This window comes from Undibacterium sp. FT79W, from assembly GCF_014284215.1.
GTDB lineage: Bacteria > Pseudomonadota > Gammaproteobacteria > Burkholderiales > Burkholderiaceae_D > Undibacterium > Undibacterium aquatile.
On record NZ_JACOGB010000002.1, the window covers coordinates 139,453 to 157,877 of the forward strand.

General features: G+C 49.4%; 18 protein-coding genes and 1 tRNA gene. 10 read left to right on the forward strand and 9 right to left on the reverse strand.

Annotation, left to right across the window (positions count from 1 at the left end):
* Positions 1 to 3: 3 nt before the first annotated feature.
* Genes H8K38_RS03725 through H8K38_RS03735 form a run of 3 tightly spaced genes read right to left on the reverse strand, consistent with a single transcriptional unit; the run spans position 4 to position 3,342 of the window.
* Entirely contained in the window at positions 4 to 945 is a 942-nt protein-coding gene (locus tag H8K38_RS03725) for a polysaccharide biosynthesis tyrosine autokinase (protein ID WP_186883467.1), read from the reverse strand.
* Positions 938 to 2,389, reverse strand: coding sequence for a Wzz/FepE/Etk N-terminal domain-containing protein (locus H8K38_RS03730; protein ID WP_186883468.1), 1,452 nt, complete (start codon positions 2,387 to 2,389; stop codon positions 938 to 940). The genes H8K38_RS03725 and H8K38_RS03730 overlap by 8 nt, the downstream gene beginning before the upstream one ends.
* Positions 2,389 to 3,342, reverse strand: a complete 954-nt coding sequence (locus tag H8K38_RS03735) for an SLBB domain-containing protein (protein ID WP_186883469.1) — start codon at positions 3,340 to 3,342, stop codon at positions 2,389 to 2,391. The genes H8K38_RS03730 and H8K38_RS03735 overlap by 1 nt, the downstream gene beginning before the upstream one ends.
* Positions 3,343 to 3,554: 212 nt before the next feature.
* Here H8K38_RS03735 and H8K38_RS03740 point away from each other — a divergent pair, with 212 nt between their 5' ends.
* Together H8K38_RS03740 and H8K38_RS03745 are read left to right on the forward strand one after the other, a co-directional pair.
* Positions 3,555 to 4,514 carry a glycosyltransferase family 2 protein gene (locus H8K38_RS03740; RefSeq protein ID WP_186883470.1) on the forward strand — a complete coding sequence of 320 codons (960 nt, stop codon included), beginning with the start codon at positions 3,555 to 3,557 and terminating at the stop codon, positions 4,512 to 4,514.
* A gap of 15 nt (positions 4,515 to 4,529) precedes the next feature.
* On the forward strand, positions 4,530 to 5,948 hold the full coding sequence (locus H8K38_RS03745) for an undecaprenyl-phosphate glucose phosphotransferase (protein WP_186883471.1): 1,419 nt from the start codon (positions 4,530 to 4,532) through the stop codon (positions 5,946 to 5,948).
* Positions 5,949 to 5,965: 17 nt separating this feature from the next.
* Here H8K38_RS03745 and H8K38_RS03750 read toward each other — a convergent pair whose 3' ends face one another.
* On the reverse strand, positions 5,966 to 7,021 hold the full coding sequence (locus H8K38_RS03750; RefSeq protein ID WP_186883472.1) for a GNAT family N-acetyltransferase: 1,056 nt from the start codon (positions 7,019 to 7,021) through the stop codon (positions 5,966 to 5,968).
* On the reverse strand, positions 7,011 to 8,270 hold the full coding sequence (locus H8K38_RS03755; RefSeq protein WP_186883473.1) for a YihY family inner membrane protein: 1,260 nt from the start codon (positions 8,268 to 8,270) through the stop codon (positions 7,011 to 7,013). Before H8K38_RS03755 ends, H8K38_RS03750 begins: the two co-directional genes overlap by 11 nt.
* A gap of 75 nt (positions 8,271 to 8,345) precedes the next feature.
* Between H8K38_RS03755 and wrbA the strand changes: the two genes are divergently transcribed.
* Genes wrbA through H8K38_RS03775 form a run of 4 tightly spaced genes read left to right on the forward strand, consistent with a single transcriptional unit; the run spans position 8,346 to position 11,200 of the window.
* On the forward strand, positions 8,346 to 8,957 hold the full coding sequence (gene wrbA / locus H8K38_RS03760; protein ID WP_186883474.1) for an NAD(P)H:quinone oxidoreductase: 612 nt from the start codon (positions 8,346 to 8,348) through the stop codon (positions 8,955 to 8,957).
* On the forward strand, positions 8,954 to 9,337 hold the full coding sequence (locus H8K38_RS03765) for a DUF2069 domain-containing protein (protein ID WP_186883475.1): 384 nt from the start codon (positions 8,954 to 8,956) through the stop codon (positions 9,335 to 9,337). Before wrbA ends, H8K38_RS03765 begins: the two co-directional genes overlap by 4 nt.
* Entirely contained in the window at positions 9,330 to 10,736 is a 1,407-nt protein-coding gene (locus H8K38_RS03770) for an FAD-binding oxidoreductase (protein WP_186883476.1), read from the forward strand. The genes H8K38_RS03765 and H8K38_RS03770 overlap by 8 nt, the downstream gene beginning before the upstream one ends.
* Positions 10,737 to 10,765: 29 nt before the next feature.
* The gene (locus H8K38_RS03775) at positions 10,766 to 11,200 is read left to right on the forward strand and encodes a DUF4124 domain-containing protein (protein WP_255422831.1); all 435 of its coding nucleotides are present in this window, start codon (positions 10,766 to 10,768) and stop codon (positions 11,198 to 11,200) included.
* 588 nt (positions 11,201 to 11,788) lie between these two features.
* Here the strand turns inward: H8K38_RS03775 and H8K38_RS03780 are convergent.
* Positions 11,789 to 12,637 carry an AraC family transcriptional regulator gene (locus H8K38_RS03780; protein ID WP_186883478.1) on the reverse strand — a complete coding sequence of 283 codons (849 nt, stop codon included), beginning with the start codon at positions 12,635 to 12,637 and terminating at the stop codon, positions 11,789 to 11,791.
* Positions 12,638 to 12,760: 123 nt separating this feature from the next.
* Between H8K38_RS03780 and H8K38_RS03785 the strand changes: the two genes are divergently transcribed.
* A complete protein-coding gene (locus H8K38_RS03785) occupies positions 12,761 to 13,702 on the forward strand; it encodes an alpha/beta fold hydrolase (RefSeq protein ID WP_186883479.1) in 942 nt (313 codons plus the stop codon).
* A 434-nt stretch (positions 13,703 to 14,136) separates the two neighbouring features.
* Here the strand turns inward: H8K38_RS03785 and H8K38_RS03790 are convergent, their stop codons facing one another.
* On the reverse strand, positions 14,137 to 15,039 hold the full coding sequence (locus tag H8K38_RS03790; protein WP_186883480.1) for a LysR family transcriptional regulator: 903 nt from the start codon (positions 15,037 to 15,039) through the stop codon (positions 14,137 to 14,139).
* Between the two features lie 132 nt (positions 15,040 to 15,171).
* On the opposite strand from H8K38_RS03790, the gene H8K38_RS03795 reads away from it, so the two are divergent.
* The 3 genes from H8K38_RS03795 to H8K38_RS03805 are packed head-to-tail and all read left to right on the forward strand — an operon-like array spanning position 15,172 to position 17,336.
* Positions 15,172 to 15,717, forward strand: a complete 546-nt coding sequence (locus H8K38_RS03795) for an ester cyclase (RefSeq protein WP_186883481.1) — start codon at positions 15,172 to 15,174, stop codon at positions 15,715 to 15,717.
* 28 nt (positions 15,718 to 15,745) lie between these two features.
* Positions 15,746 to 16,465: an SDR family oxidoreductase gene (locus H8K38_RS03800; RefSeq protein ID WP_186883482.1), complete on the forward strand. Its 720-nt coding sequence runs from the start codon at positions 15,746 to 15,748 to the stop codon at positions 16,463 to 16,465.
* Positions 16,466 to 16,475: 10 nt separating this feature from the next.
* Positions 16,476 to 17,336, forward strand: coding sequence for a polysaccharide deacetylase family protein (locus tag H8K38_RS03805; RefSeq protein WP_186883483.1), 861 nt, complete (start codon positions 16,476 to 16,478; stop codon positions 17,334 to 17,336).
* Positions 17,337 to 17,705: 369 nt separating this feature from the next.
* Here the strand turns inward: H8K38_RS03805 and H8K38_RS03810 are convergent, their stop codons facing one another.
* Positions 17,706 to 18,146: an Arm DNA-binding domain-containing protein gene (locus H8K38_RS03810; protein WP_186883484.1), complete on the reverse strand. Its 441-nt coding sequence runs from the start codon at positions 18,144 to 18,146 to the stop codon at positions 17,706 to 17,708.
* A gap of 162 nt (positions 18,147 to 18,308) precedes the next feature.
* Positions 18,309 to 18,398: transfer RNA gene (locus H8K38_RS03815), tRNA-Ser, on the reverse strand.
* Positions 18,399 to 18,425 lie beyond the last annotated feature (27 nt).

Sequence of the window (18,425 nt, forward strand, 5' to 3'; positions counted from 1 at the left end):
ATCTTAAACAGCGCGTCGGAAGAAGGGCAAGCGACGCAGAACTGCTGATATTCTTGCGCGCAACCCTGTGCTGTCGCCCTGCGGCGCGTATTGATTGTATATCGTACCAATCACATTGACCCCTGCCGCTTGCATATCGCTTCTGGTCTGACGTAAATCGCTTAATACCGTCAGGTCTTTCTGCGCGACCAGTAAAGCAACGCCGATCTGATGTGCAACCATCTGCGCGTCAGAACTTTCAGACGCCGCGCAGGTATCGAATACAAAAGCGTCAAACTGGTCGTGGCATGAATCCAGCAATTCGCGCAATCTTGGTGCCCGCAAAATTTCCAGCGGATTCGGCGCACGTGGGCCGGCAGGCAGAATATGCAAATTGGGCATCAGCGGAATTAAGGCGTCACTCATTGCCAAGCGACCTATCAAGACGGATGATAAGCCGTCGCGAACCCCCAACGAAAACAATTCATGCAAATTACCGGTGCGTAAATCCGCGTCAATCAGTAGCGTTTTTCGTCCGACTTGCGACAACGCGATTGCAAGACTGGCGGCCATATATGTCTTACCTTCGGCGGCACCCGGACTGATCAACGCAAATTTGATTTTTTCCTGCGCCCCATACTTCAACAGCAATTCACTACGTAAGCCGCGGATTTCTTCCGCTTCTTTGGAAAAAGGCGCGTGAAAAAAACGCAGCTTCTTATCTGCACTGCCGTTATAAAGGTCCTTGCTGCCAACACCAAACTGCTCACCCAGGGCGGAATCAATTTCTGCCTGGCTAAGTAAGCCTAATGCAAGCGCAGCGTCACCAAAACGCAATTTTTTTTCTCGCTGTTCGACAGATATCTGTTCAACCTGCGCTTCGGTCAGCAAGCCTTTTTGCAAAAACAATTCGCCAAGACGCCCAATTTTTGTTGCGCCCGATTGCGCCTCATTCAATTCAGGCATGCGTCTTCCTCTCAGCAATACGACCGATATTTACGTCTTTATCCAGCAGCCTTTCATGAAAGCCGACCTGCGCCATTACAGGAACATCAAATTCCCGCTCCAGATCCTCCAGACAACGAACTTTTCTATGCATCAGCTCAAGTAAAAAAGCCAGACTCAGACCCAGCATCAGACCTGCAATCAGACCAAACACCAGATTATTTTTCAGTAAAGGTTTCGCATGTTTCTCTGGCAGCTCCGCCCATTGCATAACGGTTGCATTCGAGATGACAACATTACTCGTCATCAGCAACTCATCAAATTTTTGTATCGCAGCGTTATAAACTTTCTGCACGCTGTCTAATTGCCGTTGATAGGAGCTGATGACATCACGGTGCTTTTTGTTTTCAAAAGTTTTTTTCTGATAGCCCGCTAATTCTGCTTCCATTACTTTTTCTTGTTGTGCCAGCCTGCTTTCAACAGTCAACTGGGATTGAAACGCCGTTGCCGATTCCTTTTCCAGCTTATCCATCAACGCTTTTCGTTCATCCTGAATCGCGATGTAACGGGGGTGTCTGACGCCCAAAGTGGTTTTAGCGTTAGCCAGTTGCGTATCAAGAGAAATCAGGGCTGCCTTCAGGCCAGATATATGACCAATACCTGCGATTTCGGGGATATCAGAATTTAAATTGCCCTGCTTCAGTAATTTTTCTAAAGATTGTCGCTTTGCCTGCGCCTCAAGCTTTTGCAACTGTGTTTCCATCAGCTTGGTACTCAACGCTGACATTTGCCGGGATTCGAGATCGGCACGTTCATCAACATCAACAATCTGGAATTCCTGTTGATATGCGGTCAGTTTTTTTTGTATCTCATCCATCTGACGACTTAAGGTTTCCAACTGAGCGTTGTACTGATCCTTGCGCGCACGCGCCGGTGCATTCATCATTTCCAGTGATAAATCAATATAAGATTTCACCACCGCATTCACGACTTCTTTTGCATGCTGCGGGGTACCGGCGGAATACTGAATCCCAATGACACGACTATTTTTATGCGGCGCAACTTCGATATTTTTTGCGATCGACTCTGCCAGCGCACGTAAGCCGCCCTGCTCGCCATATCGGGCAATCAGACGCCGGCTGTCTGTTGAATTTTGCAGATGTAACTCGGCAATCACACGTTCAGCCACCTGCACACTTTTAATGACGTCAAACTGCGTCTGCAAATAGCTTTCATCCTGCAGAGGATGAAACTGACGGCCGCCGATAGGATCATTAACTCTGTAATCAATGAAAATATCTGCTGTCGCCACATAAGTTTTCGGCAGTAACATGCTGGTGATACCTGCGCCGAGCACCGCAATCATCGTCACAATAAAAATCAAATAGCGACGGGCGCGCAGCATCGCGCCTATTTGTGTAAATGAAAGTATTAATTCAACCGAAGGATTTTTCATCTTATTCATTAAAAAATCCGTTCTTTGATCATGACCACATCGCCCGGCAATACAGTATCTGATATCTGCGCCGGAATTTCTTTCAACTCTCCGTTATCTGATTTTCGATGAATAATAATTCTCGAAGCAGAGCCACGCTCGGTAACGCCACCGCCGATAGACAATACGCGCACGATATTCAGATCATCCTCCATCGGATACATTCCGGGACGGCGGATCTCTCCGTACACATAGAAATTCTTTTGTTGCCCGATGATCAGCACATCATTCGGCAGAATTTTTTGCATCAGACTGTCATTGTTCTTCTCATCGTCGAAATCGAGCTTCAGCGAGGTAAACTCGCGCAACTCTGTCTGCCCATTCTGACTAGTCCTGCGCAATACCTTCAGGTGTTTATCTGCTCTGGGAGTAACACCTCCAGCGAGACTCAACGCTTCCACAATACTCATCTGCCCCTGCAAGGGGAAACGCCCGGGACGCAGCACTTCGCCTATCACGGAAAAACTGCGGCTGACTTGCTGATTGATTTTGACTGAAACTTTCGGACTCAGTAAGTATTGGCCCTGTTCCAGTTTGCGGGAAAAAATACTGGCAACCTCATTCGCCGTCTTTCCTTTTATGTCTATCGTTCCCACCAGAGGCAAGGTGATAATACCGGTAGGACCAACGATCACATCAGCGCTCAGGTCAGGTTGTCCGAACACGGTAATCAACAGCTGGTCGCCTTCTCCTACCAGGTCGGAAGAGAAATCAGGTACAGATAAAGCAGATTGTTCCTGCTGAATGGCGGGTGTTTTCTCTGCGGGCAAAGTGGAGAGTTGGCTTTCCACCTTCAGCTTTGGACTGATCGCTTGCTCAGTCTCTTGTGCAAAAACATTAGCAAATAATGAAATCAGCAGAATTCCGGCACAAAAACGCCTTAAAAATTTTGCTTCAAATTTCAAAATAGAAGTAAAAATCATTTAAACCTAAGCTTAGAGGGAAAACCGTTTTATTTTATATTGCCAGAGTAAATAAAGATGCAAATTTTTGTCATACACACAAAATATCTTGCGTTTGAAATGCATCCGCATATCCATGACTTAAAACACAAACATAACAATTATTAACTATTAACAATTGTTCGCACGACACTCGCTACGTTAATATTGCACAAAATGAATGAAAGCAAACTATGGTTCCATCCACAACAGAGCAAGTCCCGCAGCATCCCGTTTTGAATAACAACATCAAGGTTGACTCCAGTGGCTATCAGACCGTACCGCTGGTCATTATCGCTCCTGTTCGCGACGAAGCGGATTTAATCCGTCTGACTCTCGATTCTATGGTTCGCCAAACCATACGTCCTGTTGAGTGGATCATCGTCGATGACGGATCACAAGATGCAACGCCAGACATTGTTCGTGAATATGCAGAAAAATATGATTTCATCCGTCTGGTGCAAAGACCAGACCGGGGATTCCGCAAAGTCGGTGGCGGCGTTGTTGCCGCCTTCAAGTACGGCGTATCGCAGATCAAACACCAGGATTATCAATACATCGCGAAATTAGATGGCGACATGTCATTTGGGCCGCGCTACCTGGAAATGATGTTTGATCAGTTTGCTAAAGATGAAAAATTAGCCGCCGTTTCCGGCAAAGTCTTTCGCGAGGAAGATGGAAAAAAAATTGAAGAAATCATCATCGACGAACATGTCGCAGGTCAGTTCAAGTTGTACCGACGTGTCGCGTTCGAACAGATAGGCGGCTTCGTCGAAGAAGTATTGTGGGATGGAATTGATGTACACACAGCACGGATGAAGGGGTGGAATACCCTGAGTTTTTATCATCCGGAAGCCATCCTGATGCACCACAGGCTGATGGGATCCTCAGATAAAAATGTCTATCGGGGACGCCTGCGCTGGGGCCGAGGCATCTGGTTTATGGGATATCACCCGCTGTATGCAATTGCATCCGGCATCTTCAGGATGCGCGAAAAGCCCTTCATCATTGGTGGCTTGCTGATTATCGCCGGTTATCTGCAAGCTGCCTTGAAGCATGCTCCCAGATATGACAATCCGGAATTCAGAAAACACCTGCATCAATGGCAACTGGCACAAATCAAAAGATTATTTTTCAAAAGTAAAACCAAATAAAAAGAATCAGCACTTATGTTCAATTCTCACTCGCATGCTAACTCATCGCAACCGGCACATTTGCTCTCTGTGTTGACGGGAATAGCATTCGGTACCGCAATTTGCCTGACCTTGTTTGCTATTTTGCATCAGGTCGAAGAAACAGATGTGGATGTGTTTGGCATCCGCATCATTATTGCAGGCTTTACCAGCATCATCGTTTTCTCAAGTCACCAGTTACTCAATTCACTGCAGGCTAAAGACGCACTTCCTTTATTTCCCAAATTGAGCTGGCGCTGGTTTATCGTCTTCATGGTCGTTTTGCTGACGGCCTATATCGATAAGGCGTCGGAACAACTGTCTCGCAAAGTCATGTTCTTATGGCTGGTGATAACGCCATTTGTTCTGATGAGCGTCGCCATGCTGATACGGTCTGTTGCCAAAGCTTACTATTCCAACCCCGCCCGCCGCAGAAAAGCGGTGCTGATCTGGTCAAATTCAGCTTCTGCTGGATTAGTCAATGCTTTAAGGGATTCGCCGTTGGCAGCGATAGACCTGATCGGTTTCTTTGATAACAGGAATGAGTTACGCCCACCTATCGATATTAAAAAACTGGGAAATATCGAAGATGCGGTTGACTGGATCGTTGATCAGGAGACCGGGAAAATGAATGTGGATATCGTCTTTATAGGTATGAGCAGTAAAGAGTCGCCGGAACTTGAAGAGATTATTGAAGTTTTGTATGACAGCACGGCGACGACTTATTTTGTTCCGGAATCTTTAATTTTCGGTATGCCTGGCATTCAACTACGCGAATTAGCAGGTCAGCCGGTGCTGGCGTCGACCGAAACGCCATTCATCGGCTTAGCAGCGCTACCCAAAAGGATACTGGATTTTACCGGGGCACTGATAGGTCTGATTCTGTTGGCACCTGTTTTACTTGCGATTGCCATCGGCGTCCGTCTGAGTTCGGCCGGCCCTGTATTATTTAAGCAAGTCAGATACGGCATCGCTGGGCGACCGATCAATGTGTATAAATTCCGCAGCATGAAAATAGCACCGAAAGATGTTCCGGTGATTCAGGCAAAAGTCGGTGATTCCAGGGTCACTAAATTTGGTAGCTTCATCAGAAAAACATCGCTCGACGAATTACCACAGTTGTTTAATGTGCTGAAAGGTGAAATGAGTCTGGTCGGGCCACGGCCACACGCTGTTGAGCACAATGAACTGTACAGAAAACTGGTGACTGGCTACATGTTCCGCCATAAGATCAAGCCAGGGATCACTGGCTGGGCGCAGGTTAACGGCCTCAGAGGTGAAACGGAAACACTGGAAAAAATGCAGGCGCGTGTTGACTATGATCTGTACTACATGCAGCACTGGTCTATCTGGCTCGATATCGTCATTATCTGGCGCACTTTGAAAGTCGTTTTTGGCGATAAAAATGCTTATTGAGCCGTCATTCATTCGTCTTATTTTTTAGCATTTTTCCAAGCGCGGATCGTTTTTCCCAGATTGGATTCTTTCAGATACGCCCTTGCCGATAAGTAAGCGCCCTGCGCTTTACTTATTACTGCAGGAGCAGATACCGCACCCTCGCAAAGAGGAATGAATCCGGTGGCAAAGCGCTGCTTGTACGCTTGCTCACCACGTCCCAGGTCTATCAGATCAATCTGATGCGCCTGCGCCTCTCGGGCGCAGGATGCCAACAAAATCAAACCGGGTGAAAATTCTGCATAATCCGTGTCGTACCAAGGAAACCAGTAGTGCAAAACGTTACCGGACCGCATACCAAAATGGGCAGCGATCATCTTGTCACCTGCATATAAACAAGAGAGTATTCCGCCAAAATCTGTGCTGTGCTGCGAAAAAATTCCATACACAAGATCACGTATCCATGGCGTCGCAAAAATATCATGCTCAGCACTCAGCGTTCTGGTGAATTGCGCCGATTTACCCGCTAACAAAGCATCAAATTCCGTTGCGCTTCTTGAATCCATGGTGAACGACAGGACCCCGAATTTCTTTGCCAGTTTGCGCTCATTGGTTTCAACTTTTTTGAGCAAAGATGCATCACGTTTATCATTCAGACGTTGTGCATAAGCTGCAAAACCGCCTTCCAGATTCAGGGTCAATGAACGGCTCTGACTCCATGCATACGCAGAGAAATCAAGCCGTTCCTGCGGCATATGGTTAAACTCCATATAAGCGACACCCATTGCTTTCAACATCTCACCGACAGGCAAGTGATACTGAAAGGAACAGATTGGTCCCTGATAATCAGTGAGTCCACCACCAATGACATCAGCACGGAAACGATTTATTTTGTGATAAGGGAAAAACCCGATCACCTGCCCAGCATCTTCTATCACCAGAACACGCACGTCCGGCCGCGCAGCCGCGATAATCTGAGAATATTGCGGATGATAATAAGGACTGCGATAAACGGTGGATACAGACTGCAATTGCTGCCATTGCGTGAGCAAACCTGGGTCTAATTCTGACGTAGTAATCTGACTAAATTTCATTTTTTTGCTCTTGCGTCAGAAAATACTCTTGCAGATTTTTTTGCAAACTCACTTCAATTACTTCTTCGACGAGGGCAGATAAACGGCTGCCTTGCACGGGCTCAAACACAAATACCTTGTAGACATCGGCCATTGTCAATAAAGAAGGATTGGCTGCCATCGTCCATAAATCACCACCATCGCTGTTGCGCGCCCATAACGTTGAAGCGGATGTTACTGTTGGCGAAGACACCTGCGCGACCCATCCCGCTTCCAGCATACGCTGCAACAAGCCTTCTATCTCATCGAGCCCGAACCTTGTTTGCGCGCGGATCTGCCCAGCATTAACAATCGCGTTACTTGCGCTGTGCCGGGCGAAAAACAGTACCTGTAATATTTTGATCGCATCTTCAAATGCACTTCCTGGCGTGGGCACATGCCACCAACGCTCATATTTCACAATCGGCAGCGCAGCAGCAATCACAGCACCGATCAAGGTGACTAACCATGACAGATAAATCCAGATCAGAAAAATAGGTACCGCCGCTAACGCGCCATAGACGACGGTGTAAGTAGAAAAATGCGTAATGAAGGCAGCGAAGCCGCGCTTTGAAATTTCAAATACGCATGCGGCAAACAGACCGCCCCAGGCTGCGTCACGCAAATTAACTTTTCGGTAAGGCACAGCAAGATACAGCAAGGTAAACGCGCCCATCGTAAAGACGATAGAAATCGTGGTATAAAAAATTCCACCGATAAACGGAACCGATTTCACTACACCACTGGTGGCCGTAAATAAATAAGACGTCACTGAAATCGAAGCACCTATCAGCAAAGGCCCAAGCGTGATAATGGCCCAATACACCAGAATGCGCTGAAAAATGGGACGGGAACGCTTAACCTGCCATATCTGATTAAATGTCTTGTCTATCATCGCCATCGTTGCGATCGCGGTGATCATCAGTGCAATACCGCCCACGGCCGATAGCCGGGTCGCTTTTGTTGCGAACTGTGTGAGATAGCCGAGGATAGTGTTGGCTATCCCTTTCGGCATTAAATTCTGGATGAAATAGGCTTCCAGCGAAGTCCTGAAAGTATTAAACAGAGGGAACGCCGTGAATATGGCCAGTGCAACCGTCAGAATCGGCACCAGCGCCAGTACGGTGGTAAACGTCAGACTGCCTGCCACCTGCGACAACTGCCCTTCCCGCAATCGCTTGCGGGCAAACTGAAACAAATTCTGCAAATGCTTCCACAACGGTCCGTGCATACATTTCTTAAATAAAAAATACAAGTCTTCTATTTTACTGAGAGAGTCACAATAAAGCCCAATATAATAATAAATATGAACACAACTAACCTCACCCTACTCGTTTTATATTACTCACGCCATGGAAGCACACGAAAACTGGCAGAATTTATCGCACAGGGAATTGAAAGTGTTCCCGGTTGCGATGCCAGATTGCGTACTGTGCCATCCGTGTCGCCGACAACAGAAGCTAGCGAATCCGACATTCCCGCCAGCGGTGCGCCGTATGTCGAACTCTCAGATATTAAGGAATGCGCAGGCATCGCACTGGGTTCGCCGACGCGCTTCGGCAATATGGCGTCGGCAATGAAATATTTTTGGGATGGCACCGCCGCCGACTGGCTTTCAGGAACACTGAGCGGAAAACCAGCCTGCGTATTTACCAGTACCGGCAGTCTGCATGGCGGTCAGGAGTCAACCTTATTAAGCATGATGTTGCCGCTGCTGCATCACGGCATGCTGATCACCGGCCTGCCATACAGCGAGGCTGAACTGATGACGACATCCACAGGCGGCAGCCCTTACGGCGCCACCCACTGGTCTGGCTTGGATGGAAAAAACACAATATCCGAAGATAGTCGCCGTCTGGCAATCGCACTGGGTCGCAGGCTTGCGGAAACGGCTGTCAAACTCAATACCGCATCATGATTACGGCGCGCCAAAAACAGTTTCACCTGCTCGCGTGTGTCAGTCTGATTGGGCTGATTTTGCTGTGTATTTTATGGGAAGCCTGGCTGGCACCAGTCAGGGCGGGCAGCTTCTGGCTCATGCTGAAAGCATTACCTTTGTTCATTCCTTTGCGCGGCGTTTTACGCAAAGATAATTACACGATGCAATGGACCTCGATGCTGATCTGGCTGTATTTCACTGAAGGTATCGTCCGCGCCTATAGCGACATCAATCTGCTGTCAGTTAAACTGGCCTGGATGGAAGTTATACTCTCTGTCACTTATGTCACCGGTATTCTGGGCTATTTACGTCCGATTAAAAAAGAAGCGAAAAAAGCCAGAAAGAGTCAGAATGACTGAATTCATCCAGCAATGCCGTAACGCTATCGGTGCCAGTTATGTTCTGACTGATAAAGAAGACACATTTGCATACGAGCAGGAATGGCGTCAACGCCTTCGCGGGAATGCCTTAGCGGTGTTACGGCCAGCATCAACGCAGGAAGTCGCCAAGCTGATCACCATTTGTAAATCTTTCGGTGTATCTGTTGTTCCTCAGGGAGGTAATACCGGCTTGGTTTTAGGCAGTATCCCTGACAGTAGCGGTAAATCAGTTGTGTTGTCGCTCAAGCGCTTGAACAACATACGTGCAATTGATACGGCAAACAATACATTGACCGCGGAAGCTGGCTGCCTGCTCAGCGCGATTCAACAAGCAGCGGCAAAGGTGAGCAGGCTTTACCCTTTGTCGCTGGCGTCAGAGGGAAGCTGCACCATCGGCGGCAATCTCTCGACGAATGCTGGCGGCACCGCTGTACTGCGCTATGGTAACGCACGTGATTTGTGCCTGGGTCTTGAAGTCGTCACTGCGAACGGTGATATCTGGGATGGTTTGCGAGGCTTACGTAAAGACAATACAGGTTACGATCTGCGCGATCTTTTTATCGGAGCCGAAGGCACTCTGGGCATCATTACCGCCGCGACACTCAAATTGTATCCTGCACCGGTGGCCAATATGACGGTCATGGTGGCGCTGGAAAGCCCTGAAGCCGCCTTATTATTACTGAATGAAGCGAGTAAAAAACTCGGCCCCACCCTGACCGGATTCGAATTAATTTCCAGGATTTGCCTGCAACTGGTGATCAAACATATTCCCAACCAGTCTGATCCGTTCACGCAACAATATCCGTATTACGTATTATTAGAGACATCCGAGCATCAATCCGCGGAACTCGCGACAGTGTTCATCAGGGATTTTCTGGAAGCACAGTTAAATCAGGGGCATATCCTTAACGCCGTCCTGGCAGAAAATCTGACCCAGGCAAGTGCCTTGTGGAGTCTCAGGGAAAACATTTCCATGGCACAGGCAAAGGAAGGGAAAAATATCAAACACGATATTTCTGTGCCCATTTCCAGCATTCCCGCCTTCATCGCAACAACGAATCAATTATTAGCGCACCATTTCGCAGGAAGCAGAGTAGTCTGTTTCGGCCACATGGGTGACGGCAATCTGCATTACAACGTTTCCCCCGCAGATGGTCAATCGGCTGACGTCTTCATTCAGAACCAGGAAGCAGTTAACCGGCTGGTGCATGATCAGGTTCATCATTTTCACGGATCGATCTCAGCTGAACATGGCCTCGGTGCGCTAAAGAGAGAAGAAATACTACGTTATAAATCGCCCATCGAAATGAATCTGATGCGTTCGATAAAGCAGGCTTTAGATCCTCACAATCTGATGAATCCGGGAAAAATTATCTGATCAGGGAGATGTAAATGAAACGTTTTCTGATGGTTTTCTTACTCAGTATTTCTTGCGTCCAGAATCTGTCTGCGGCGGAAATTTATCAATGTGAAAAAGATGGGCGGATGCAATACAGCCAGACGCCCTGCTCCCATGATCAGAAAGCCATAGGAAAAAAAGTAACGCAAGACTCAACGGACAGCGAAAGCGAAAAACAGCATCGCATTAATCAGTTAGCAGAAGATAAAAAAGAAGCTGCCAGATTAGAACGCGAACGGCATAAAACAGAAGATAAACGAGACAAAGAAAACAGTCGGCAAGCTGCTAAAACAGAAAAACAAAAAAGCCAGTGTGACAAAGCGCACTTACAAGTGAAATGGGCCGAAGAAGATGCACGCAATGCATCACCCAAATCAGAAGCTAAAGCACGACAAAAACTAAAGAGGACGAAAGAAAAAGCAGATCTTGCGTGCAAACACTAGCGGCATTGCCAGCCAGGTCCCCCCCAAAAAAAACAGATCTGAAGTGCCAAGATCTAAGGGTGCTTGATCGATAGTATGAATGTCTAAAACTCAATCAAGACACAGGTTTCGAGTTGATTTTTCTGGCTTATTTTGAATGTGCATGCAAACTCAGTTTGATTACATTCCATGCAGCGCATCGAGATGGGCTCTACTCCGTTGGGTCGCGCGGCTCTTGAACCTAATGCAGCACTTGGTACCAACCCATTCGCAAGGTCTTTCTGAAGCAAAGTATGCCGGAGCGACGTTTGAGCTGACTGGCAAGGTCTCCTCCATTCAGCGTTTGCGTCGCCCCCTAGCGGTTACAAAAATTTGTCAGGGTATCTGCGCGATTTGTATTAATCACCACGCATCGCTGACACTGTGTTCGTCGAACACACCAAGGTACATTACTACGCCAGTCATGAAAGCATTGATCTGACTCGGATTATCCCGTCTGGCTCTGGGCTCAATTTTAATGCGCCGTAAGATCGTGAACCATTAGTGTAACGTTGCATTCTGTTCGATACACAAAATACCGTCCCGTCAGCATAATTTTGATAAATAGCATCAAGATTGCAGCACTATGCAAGAGTCTTCGTGATTCTTGCGCCATTCACGCGGCGAGGTTCCTGTTTGCGTACGAAAAGCACGTGACAAGACTGCTTCGCTGGAGTAACCCACCTCATCGGCAATCTGGCGCATTGAATGTCCCTCTACGAGTAGTTTTTGCACCAGGCCGACGCGCCAATTTTGCAGATACTGTACCGGCGTTACCCCCACCACATCACGGAAGGTATTGGCAAACGAAGTCCGTGACATCCCAGCCTCGACTGCTAAATCATGCAAAGACCAGTCGCGTTTTGGCTGGTCATGCATAGCGACCAGAGCCCGGCGTAAACGCGGATGTCCCATCCCGGCCAACATGCCGGACTGAACAAGGTGGTGTTCCATGAGTTCGCGGAGAATTTGTATCAGAAGCACTTCAAACAGACTGTCGAGCATCTTTTGTCGTCCACAGTTAGTGCCTGCTGCTTCTGCAAAAAGTAAATCCAGCACGGGCTTACTATCGCGCAAACTTGATAAGGGCAAGCAGACAAAAGCAGGTAGTGCGGCTCTTACAGGATTAGCCTTCCCGCCTTCGAAACTAAGGTCGGCACAGACGAACTCTGCCCCTTTCGTTTTGTCAGTCAAAAAACGCCGGGCAAGTGGCTGCGCATACAGCAGCAGACTGGGCTCATTGATGTGGACAACGAGCTTTGAGCCATGCATGACCTTGACTTCACCTTGTCGGATCAAGTGCAACTGGCCCAGCCCGTCACTACCGGTCATTGAGTTGATGCCGCATAAGGCGCCGGCATGAAAGGTTTTGGCACTGATGCTGAAGTGTGCGAGTAGTGAAGCTAAACGATCTGTCATATCTGTTATTTTTGAACTATTTGCAAAATAATGCGCACTCAATGCTACACATCATACATCAAAGACGGGCAAACTCTGTTCTGCCGATTGGCAAACAAACTTACAGATTCGAAAGTGAACATCATGAAAGTCTTCAAAAACATCTTCCTCGCTTCAAGCATCGCAGCTGCCAGCCTGACTGCAATATCCGCACCTCACACCGCCATTGCTGCGCCAAGTGTGAGCCAGCCGTCTTCCATGTTCATCGCAGCCAAAGACGGCACGCCGCTGTATTACAAAGACTGGGGCCCGAAGGAGGGCAAAGTCGTTGTCTTCAGCCATGGATGGCCGCTGAACTCCGATAGCTGGGAAGCCCAAATGCTGTTCCTGGCAGAGAAAGGCTACCGGGTGATTGCGCATGACCGCCGCGGCCACGGTCGCTCTGGACAATCATGGAATGGCAACAATATGAACCAGTATGCGGATGACTTGGGCGTCGTACTAGAGACGTTAAATGTGAAAGACGTGACACTGGTGGGTTTCTCAACTGGTGGGGGCGAGGTGGCACGCTATGTCGGCCGCCACGGCAGCAAGCGCGTCAGCAAAATTGTTCTGGTGAGCGCAGTGACTCCGTTGATGCTGAAAACCGAGGCGAACCCGAATGGAGTTCCGCTGGAAGTGTTTGATGGCCTGCGCAAAGGATCAACCACAAACCGCTCGCAACTCTACAAAGACATTGCCAGTGGTCCGTTTTTCGGCTTCAACCGCCCCGGCGCAAGCGCTTCCGCCGGTTTGATCGACGCGTTCTGGCTGCAAGGCATGACGGCCTCGCACAAAGGGACTTTTGACTCGATCAAGGCGTTCTCCGAGACCAATTTTGTAGAAGACTTGAAACGCATCGACGTGCCTACCCTGGTCATTCATGGTGACGATGACCAAATCGTTCCGATTCAAACCTCAGGGCGAGCGACCGTCAAATTAGTCAAAGGTGCGAAAATCATCGAGTATCCAGGTGCGCCTCACGGTATCACTGACACGCACAAAGACCGCTTGAATCAGGACTTGTTGGATTTCATCAGTCAGTAATGTTGGTCAGAAAAATTAGTCAGTAAACTGACACTTAGATGGCACTGGAGAGCTGACTTCAGTGCCCCTTTTGCACTCGCCCCATGTCAGAGCGACGAGCAGCGCGCAAAAAATTTGAAGCAGAGGCATCAGCATTCATTTTAAGAACGATTGGTCTATATTTGAGCGGATCGGCACAATGTCCTTACCCTGTAAGGGACTACTTTACGAAGCAGTCGATGAGGGTAAAGGATAACCTTGCAGATTTAAGGCGAATCAGGCTTGCAAGAAGTGAATTATGAGGGTTTGCACCATAGCCGACACCCATACGCTCATTCATTTCGGCCTGTAAAGCATGTTTCAAAAGCCTTCCGGCGGCTTCGGTATTTTTATGGGCAGAAGCGAAGCGAATTTTGCACCGTGCTTCGCTTTCTTCGTCAGTGTTCCTTGGCATACTACATTGCGGCACGCGCAAACATCGCCGCCAAGTGATCGATAAACAGTCGCACCCTCGCCGGCAAATGTCTGCGCGATGCGTACAACACTTGCACAGGGGCGCACTCACCAGTCCACTGTGGCAGCACTTCCACTAAACGGCCACTGGCTAACTCGTCCGAAACGTCGAGGAAAGACCTGCGCACCAAGCCCATGCCTGCAAGCGCCCAGTCGTGGGCAAGTTCGCCATTATCCGTCGCAAATCGCCCCTTGACCCTTATGGTCGTCTGCAGCCCCGTATCGCGCTGCTCCAAACGCCAGTCTGCATGGGATGCACTGTTGCGACTCATCACAATGCAATCATGCGCAACCAGCTCTGCTGGCGTCTGGGGTATGCCACGTTGGTTCAAATAGGTTGGTGCGGCACAGATGATACGGCGATTATCCGTGAGATACCGCGCAATCAGCCGCGAATCAGGTGCACCGCCAATACGCACAACGCAATCCAGACCGCCCTCTATCAAATCGACAAGTTGATCTGTCAGCGTCAGTTGAACAGACAACCTTGGTGCCATCACCGCCAGCTCAGCTAAGGCCGGTCCGATCCAACGACGACCCAACGCCACTGGGGAAGATACCCGCAACACGCCCTGCGCCTCTTGCCGGACACTGCCCACGGCGGCCTCCGCATCAGCTACATCGGCCAAAATCGCCTGACAGCGTTCGTAGTAGATTACCCCCTCCTCCGTCAGCGCCAAACGACGAGAGCTGCGCTGCAACAGTCGAACGCCCAAATCCGCCTCCAGACGTGTTAGTCGCTTACTACCCACTGCCGGAGAAAAACCAAGATCACGCCCCGCCGCAGACAAACTACCGCAGGCCACCGTGCTCACAAACAGGCGCATATCGGCTAACTCTACCATGGAAGCCTCTCAATCTTTTCTAAAATGGAACAGATGCTTATGCATTTTCATCCATTTTATTCCAATTTAATAAAGATAAAAATAGCGATACGCCAGCAAGTGGCTGACGAATAATCGTTAAAGGACATATCCATGAGCACTTTTCAACTTCACCAACTAGTCGTTGCCGTCATGATCACACTTATGGGCAACGCCGCCAGTGCGGCCGACAGTTCCGCTCTGCCTAACGCACCCTCCGTTATCGTCGATAAGGGCATTGCACCCTCGCAGCAGGAATCTATGAGCCTCGCCGCCCGTCGCTACTATGCCTTTTGGAACACGGGCGATGCCAGTTTCGCCAAAGCTGCGCTTGACAGCAACTTTATCGACCGTACTTTGCCGCCCGGCCGCCCACAAGGAATTGAAGGCCCCTTATTTGCGTCCCGCAATTTTCGTGCTGCCGTACCCGATCTCGTTACTTCGGTCGATGAAATGCTCCTTGTCGGAGACCGCGTGGTGGGCCGTCTGCATTTCACCGGGCACTTCACCGGGCACTTCAACGGCGTACAGGGTAAGGGCCAAAAAGTAGATTTCATCGCAACCGATATTTATCGGATTGCCGATGGGCGTATCGCCGAGAACTGGCACCTGGAAGACAACCTGACGTTGTTGCAACAGTTGGGCATTGTCGGTCACTAATTCCAACAACTAAAACCTAGGAACTATCATGTCACTCAAAGACAAACGAATTGTCGTCATCGGCGGCAGTTCGGGTATCGGCCTGGCCGTTGCCCGTGGCGCTGCCGCGCAAGGCGGGAAAGTCCACATCGCTGGGCGGGACGCCCACAAGCTAACCGCAGCCGCCCAGGATATCCCTGGAATCATTACCGAAGTGCTCGACATACGCGACGAAAAACAAGTCGCTGACTTCTTCGAGCATATTGGTACGTTTGATCACCTCGTCGTCACCGCTGCCGCCCCCATCGGAGCCTCGCCACTCGTCACACAAAATTTCTCAGCCCTACATGATGCGGTGGACAGCAAGCTCTACGGTAGCCTGCTCGCGACCAAGTACGCAGCACCGCGCATCCGTGACGGTGGTTCCATCGGCTTGACCTCTGGCATGTTGGCTCGCAAGCCTACGATCAATGCCCTCGCCAAAACGCTCATTAACGCTGCACTCGAAGCAGCCGTCCGGCAATTGGCAAAGGAACTCGCTCCATTACGCTTTTACGCCGTCAGCCCGGGGCCCGTCGATACTCCCAGCTGGACCCATCTGGACGAGAATTCCCGTGCCGCCGTATTTGACAAGCTCAGTAGCACTCTACCAGTTGGCTTTGTTGCCAGTCCCGAAGACACAGCCGCGGCCTACCTCTTCGCCATGCAAGCCCGTGCCCTCACCGGCACGGTAATCGATCTCGACAGCGGCGCATTGATCGCCGGATAAGGAAATATACATGCCAACTCCACACGCCTTTTGGCCCGATAACATCCGGCTAGTAATTTCCGTCTCCATGCAGTTAGAAGCAGGCGCCCAAAGCGAACACAACAATGGCTCACCGTTCCCAGTCATGGAGCAAAGCCTGCCCGATCTACCCGCACGGACATGGTTCGACTACGGCATCTATGAAGGTATCCCGCGCCTGCTCAACTTATGGGACAAACACAACATTAAAGTCACCTCGCACATGGTGGGTGAAGCGGTGCGAAAACATCCTGAACTAGGGCACGAAATCGTCGCCCGCGGCCACGAAGCGGCCGCACACGGGCAAACCTGGACTCCACATTGGACAATGGACCAAGCGACCGAACGTGCTTCCTACGAAGCCAATATTGCTGCCATTGAAGCCGCCACTGGCACACGTCCTACTGGCTTCAATGCGTTTTGGCTACGCGGCACCCAAAACACGCTGAGCATCCTTGCCTCACTCGGCTTTCGCTATCACATCGATGATCTGTCACGAGACGAACCTATGCGCACCCAGATCAATGGTCTACCCTTCGCCATCGTACCCTACACACTGCGCATGAACGATATTGCTCGCTTCGGCGCTGAAGGTCCGCTCACCGCTGCTGCATTCGGGCAAGAACTCCGTGATGAATTCGACCAGCTCTACTCAGAATCTGCCACACGGCGTCGGATGATGTCGATATCCACCCACGACCGCATCGCCGGCACGCCAAGCCGCGTCAAAGCTCTGGACGACTTCATCACCTACGCCAAGAGCCATCCTGGAGTCGTCTTTCTGCGCAAGGACCAAATTGCCGACCTCGCTCTCACCTTGCCCAACGTACCAGAACGTGTCTATCTCGATTGAGTCGTCTACTGTTTAAAGGTGTTAGTGCAAAATAAGGCGCAGCGGCAACTTCGCGCTGCGCACTTTAACAAGGTCTGCATAAAATCACGATAAATAACATACAGCCCAGCTGCGTTGATGCTGAAACTGGCCTTTCCCGACGTCACAGATACTTCCGCCAGGCGCACTTTAGATTTTCAAACTGAACCAGGCTGAGATAGCCCACGGTAGAATGTCGCCGTGTAGATAGTAAACCTTTCTACTTATTCGACCTATTGGCTATCAATAAATCTCCAGCCACTAGTGCGAGAAACAGTAAAGCTACGGACACAGGAGTCGTTAGTTGAGGTGTGAAGGCGATGGAAAGGCTGCTCAATGAGCACCGATTTTTTACTTTCGGTGTTGTGGCGAGTACGTGATCGAGTACATCATTCGCACGGCCAGCGGCATTTTATCGATCGCCAGATCACCAACTTTAGAAATAAATTGCTCAAGCGATGTGATGGTCTGATGCTGACGTTTTGGATTGGAGAGCGAAGGGACTTTCTTTTCAAGCCACTCCAGCGCAACCTCGCGAAATGTCTGCGCCATCTTTACGCGCTCAACCGGGGCTTTTTTACGCTCAAAATTTTTCAGGAGGACATCAGCAAGAGAAAGATCGGGATATTTTCCATACGTGATCGTCGTGCGCCGGCCACCAACATCACAATCGCACTTCCATGATTTTGATCCAGCGACAGAGATATAGAGATATAGCCCCTCGATGTCGCGGATTTTATAGGGCTTGTCCTTGGATTTTGCAGCGTCAATCTGCTTTGTCGTGAGTGCCATGGCAAAAGTAGGTAACTTTTTTAAGTTACCTACATTCCACCTACTTCCTACCTTTTACATAGCTTTACGTCCGTTTGCGAAACATAACGCTAAGAGCGTTGATTACACAAAGAAAAAAGGGGTGAAATCTTTCTTGATTTCACCCCTTTTTTTACATGTTTTTGGCGGAAGCTGTGAGATTCGAACTCACGAAGGCTTTAACACCTCGCCAGTTTTCAAGACTGGTGCATTCAACCGCTCTGCCAAGCTTCCGAGCCTCGCATTATATCCTGATAGCGA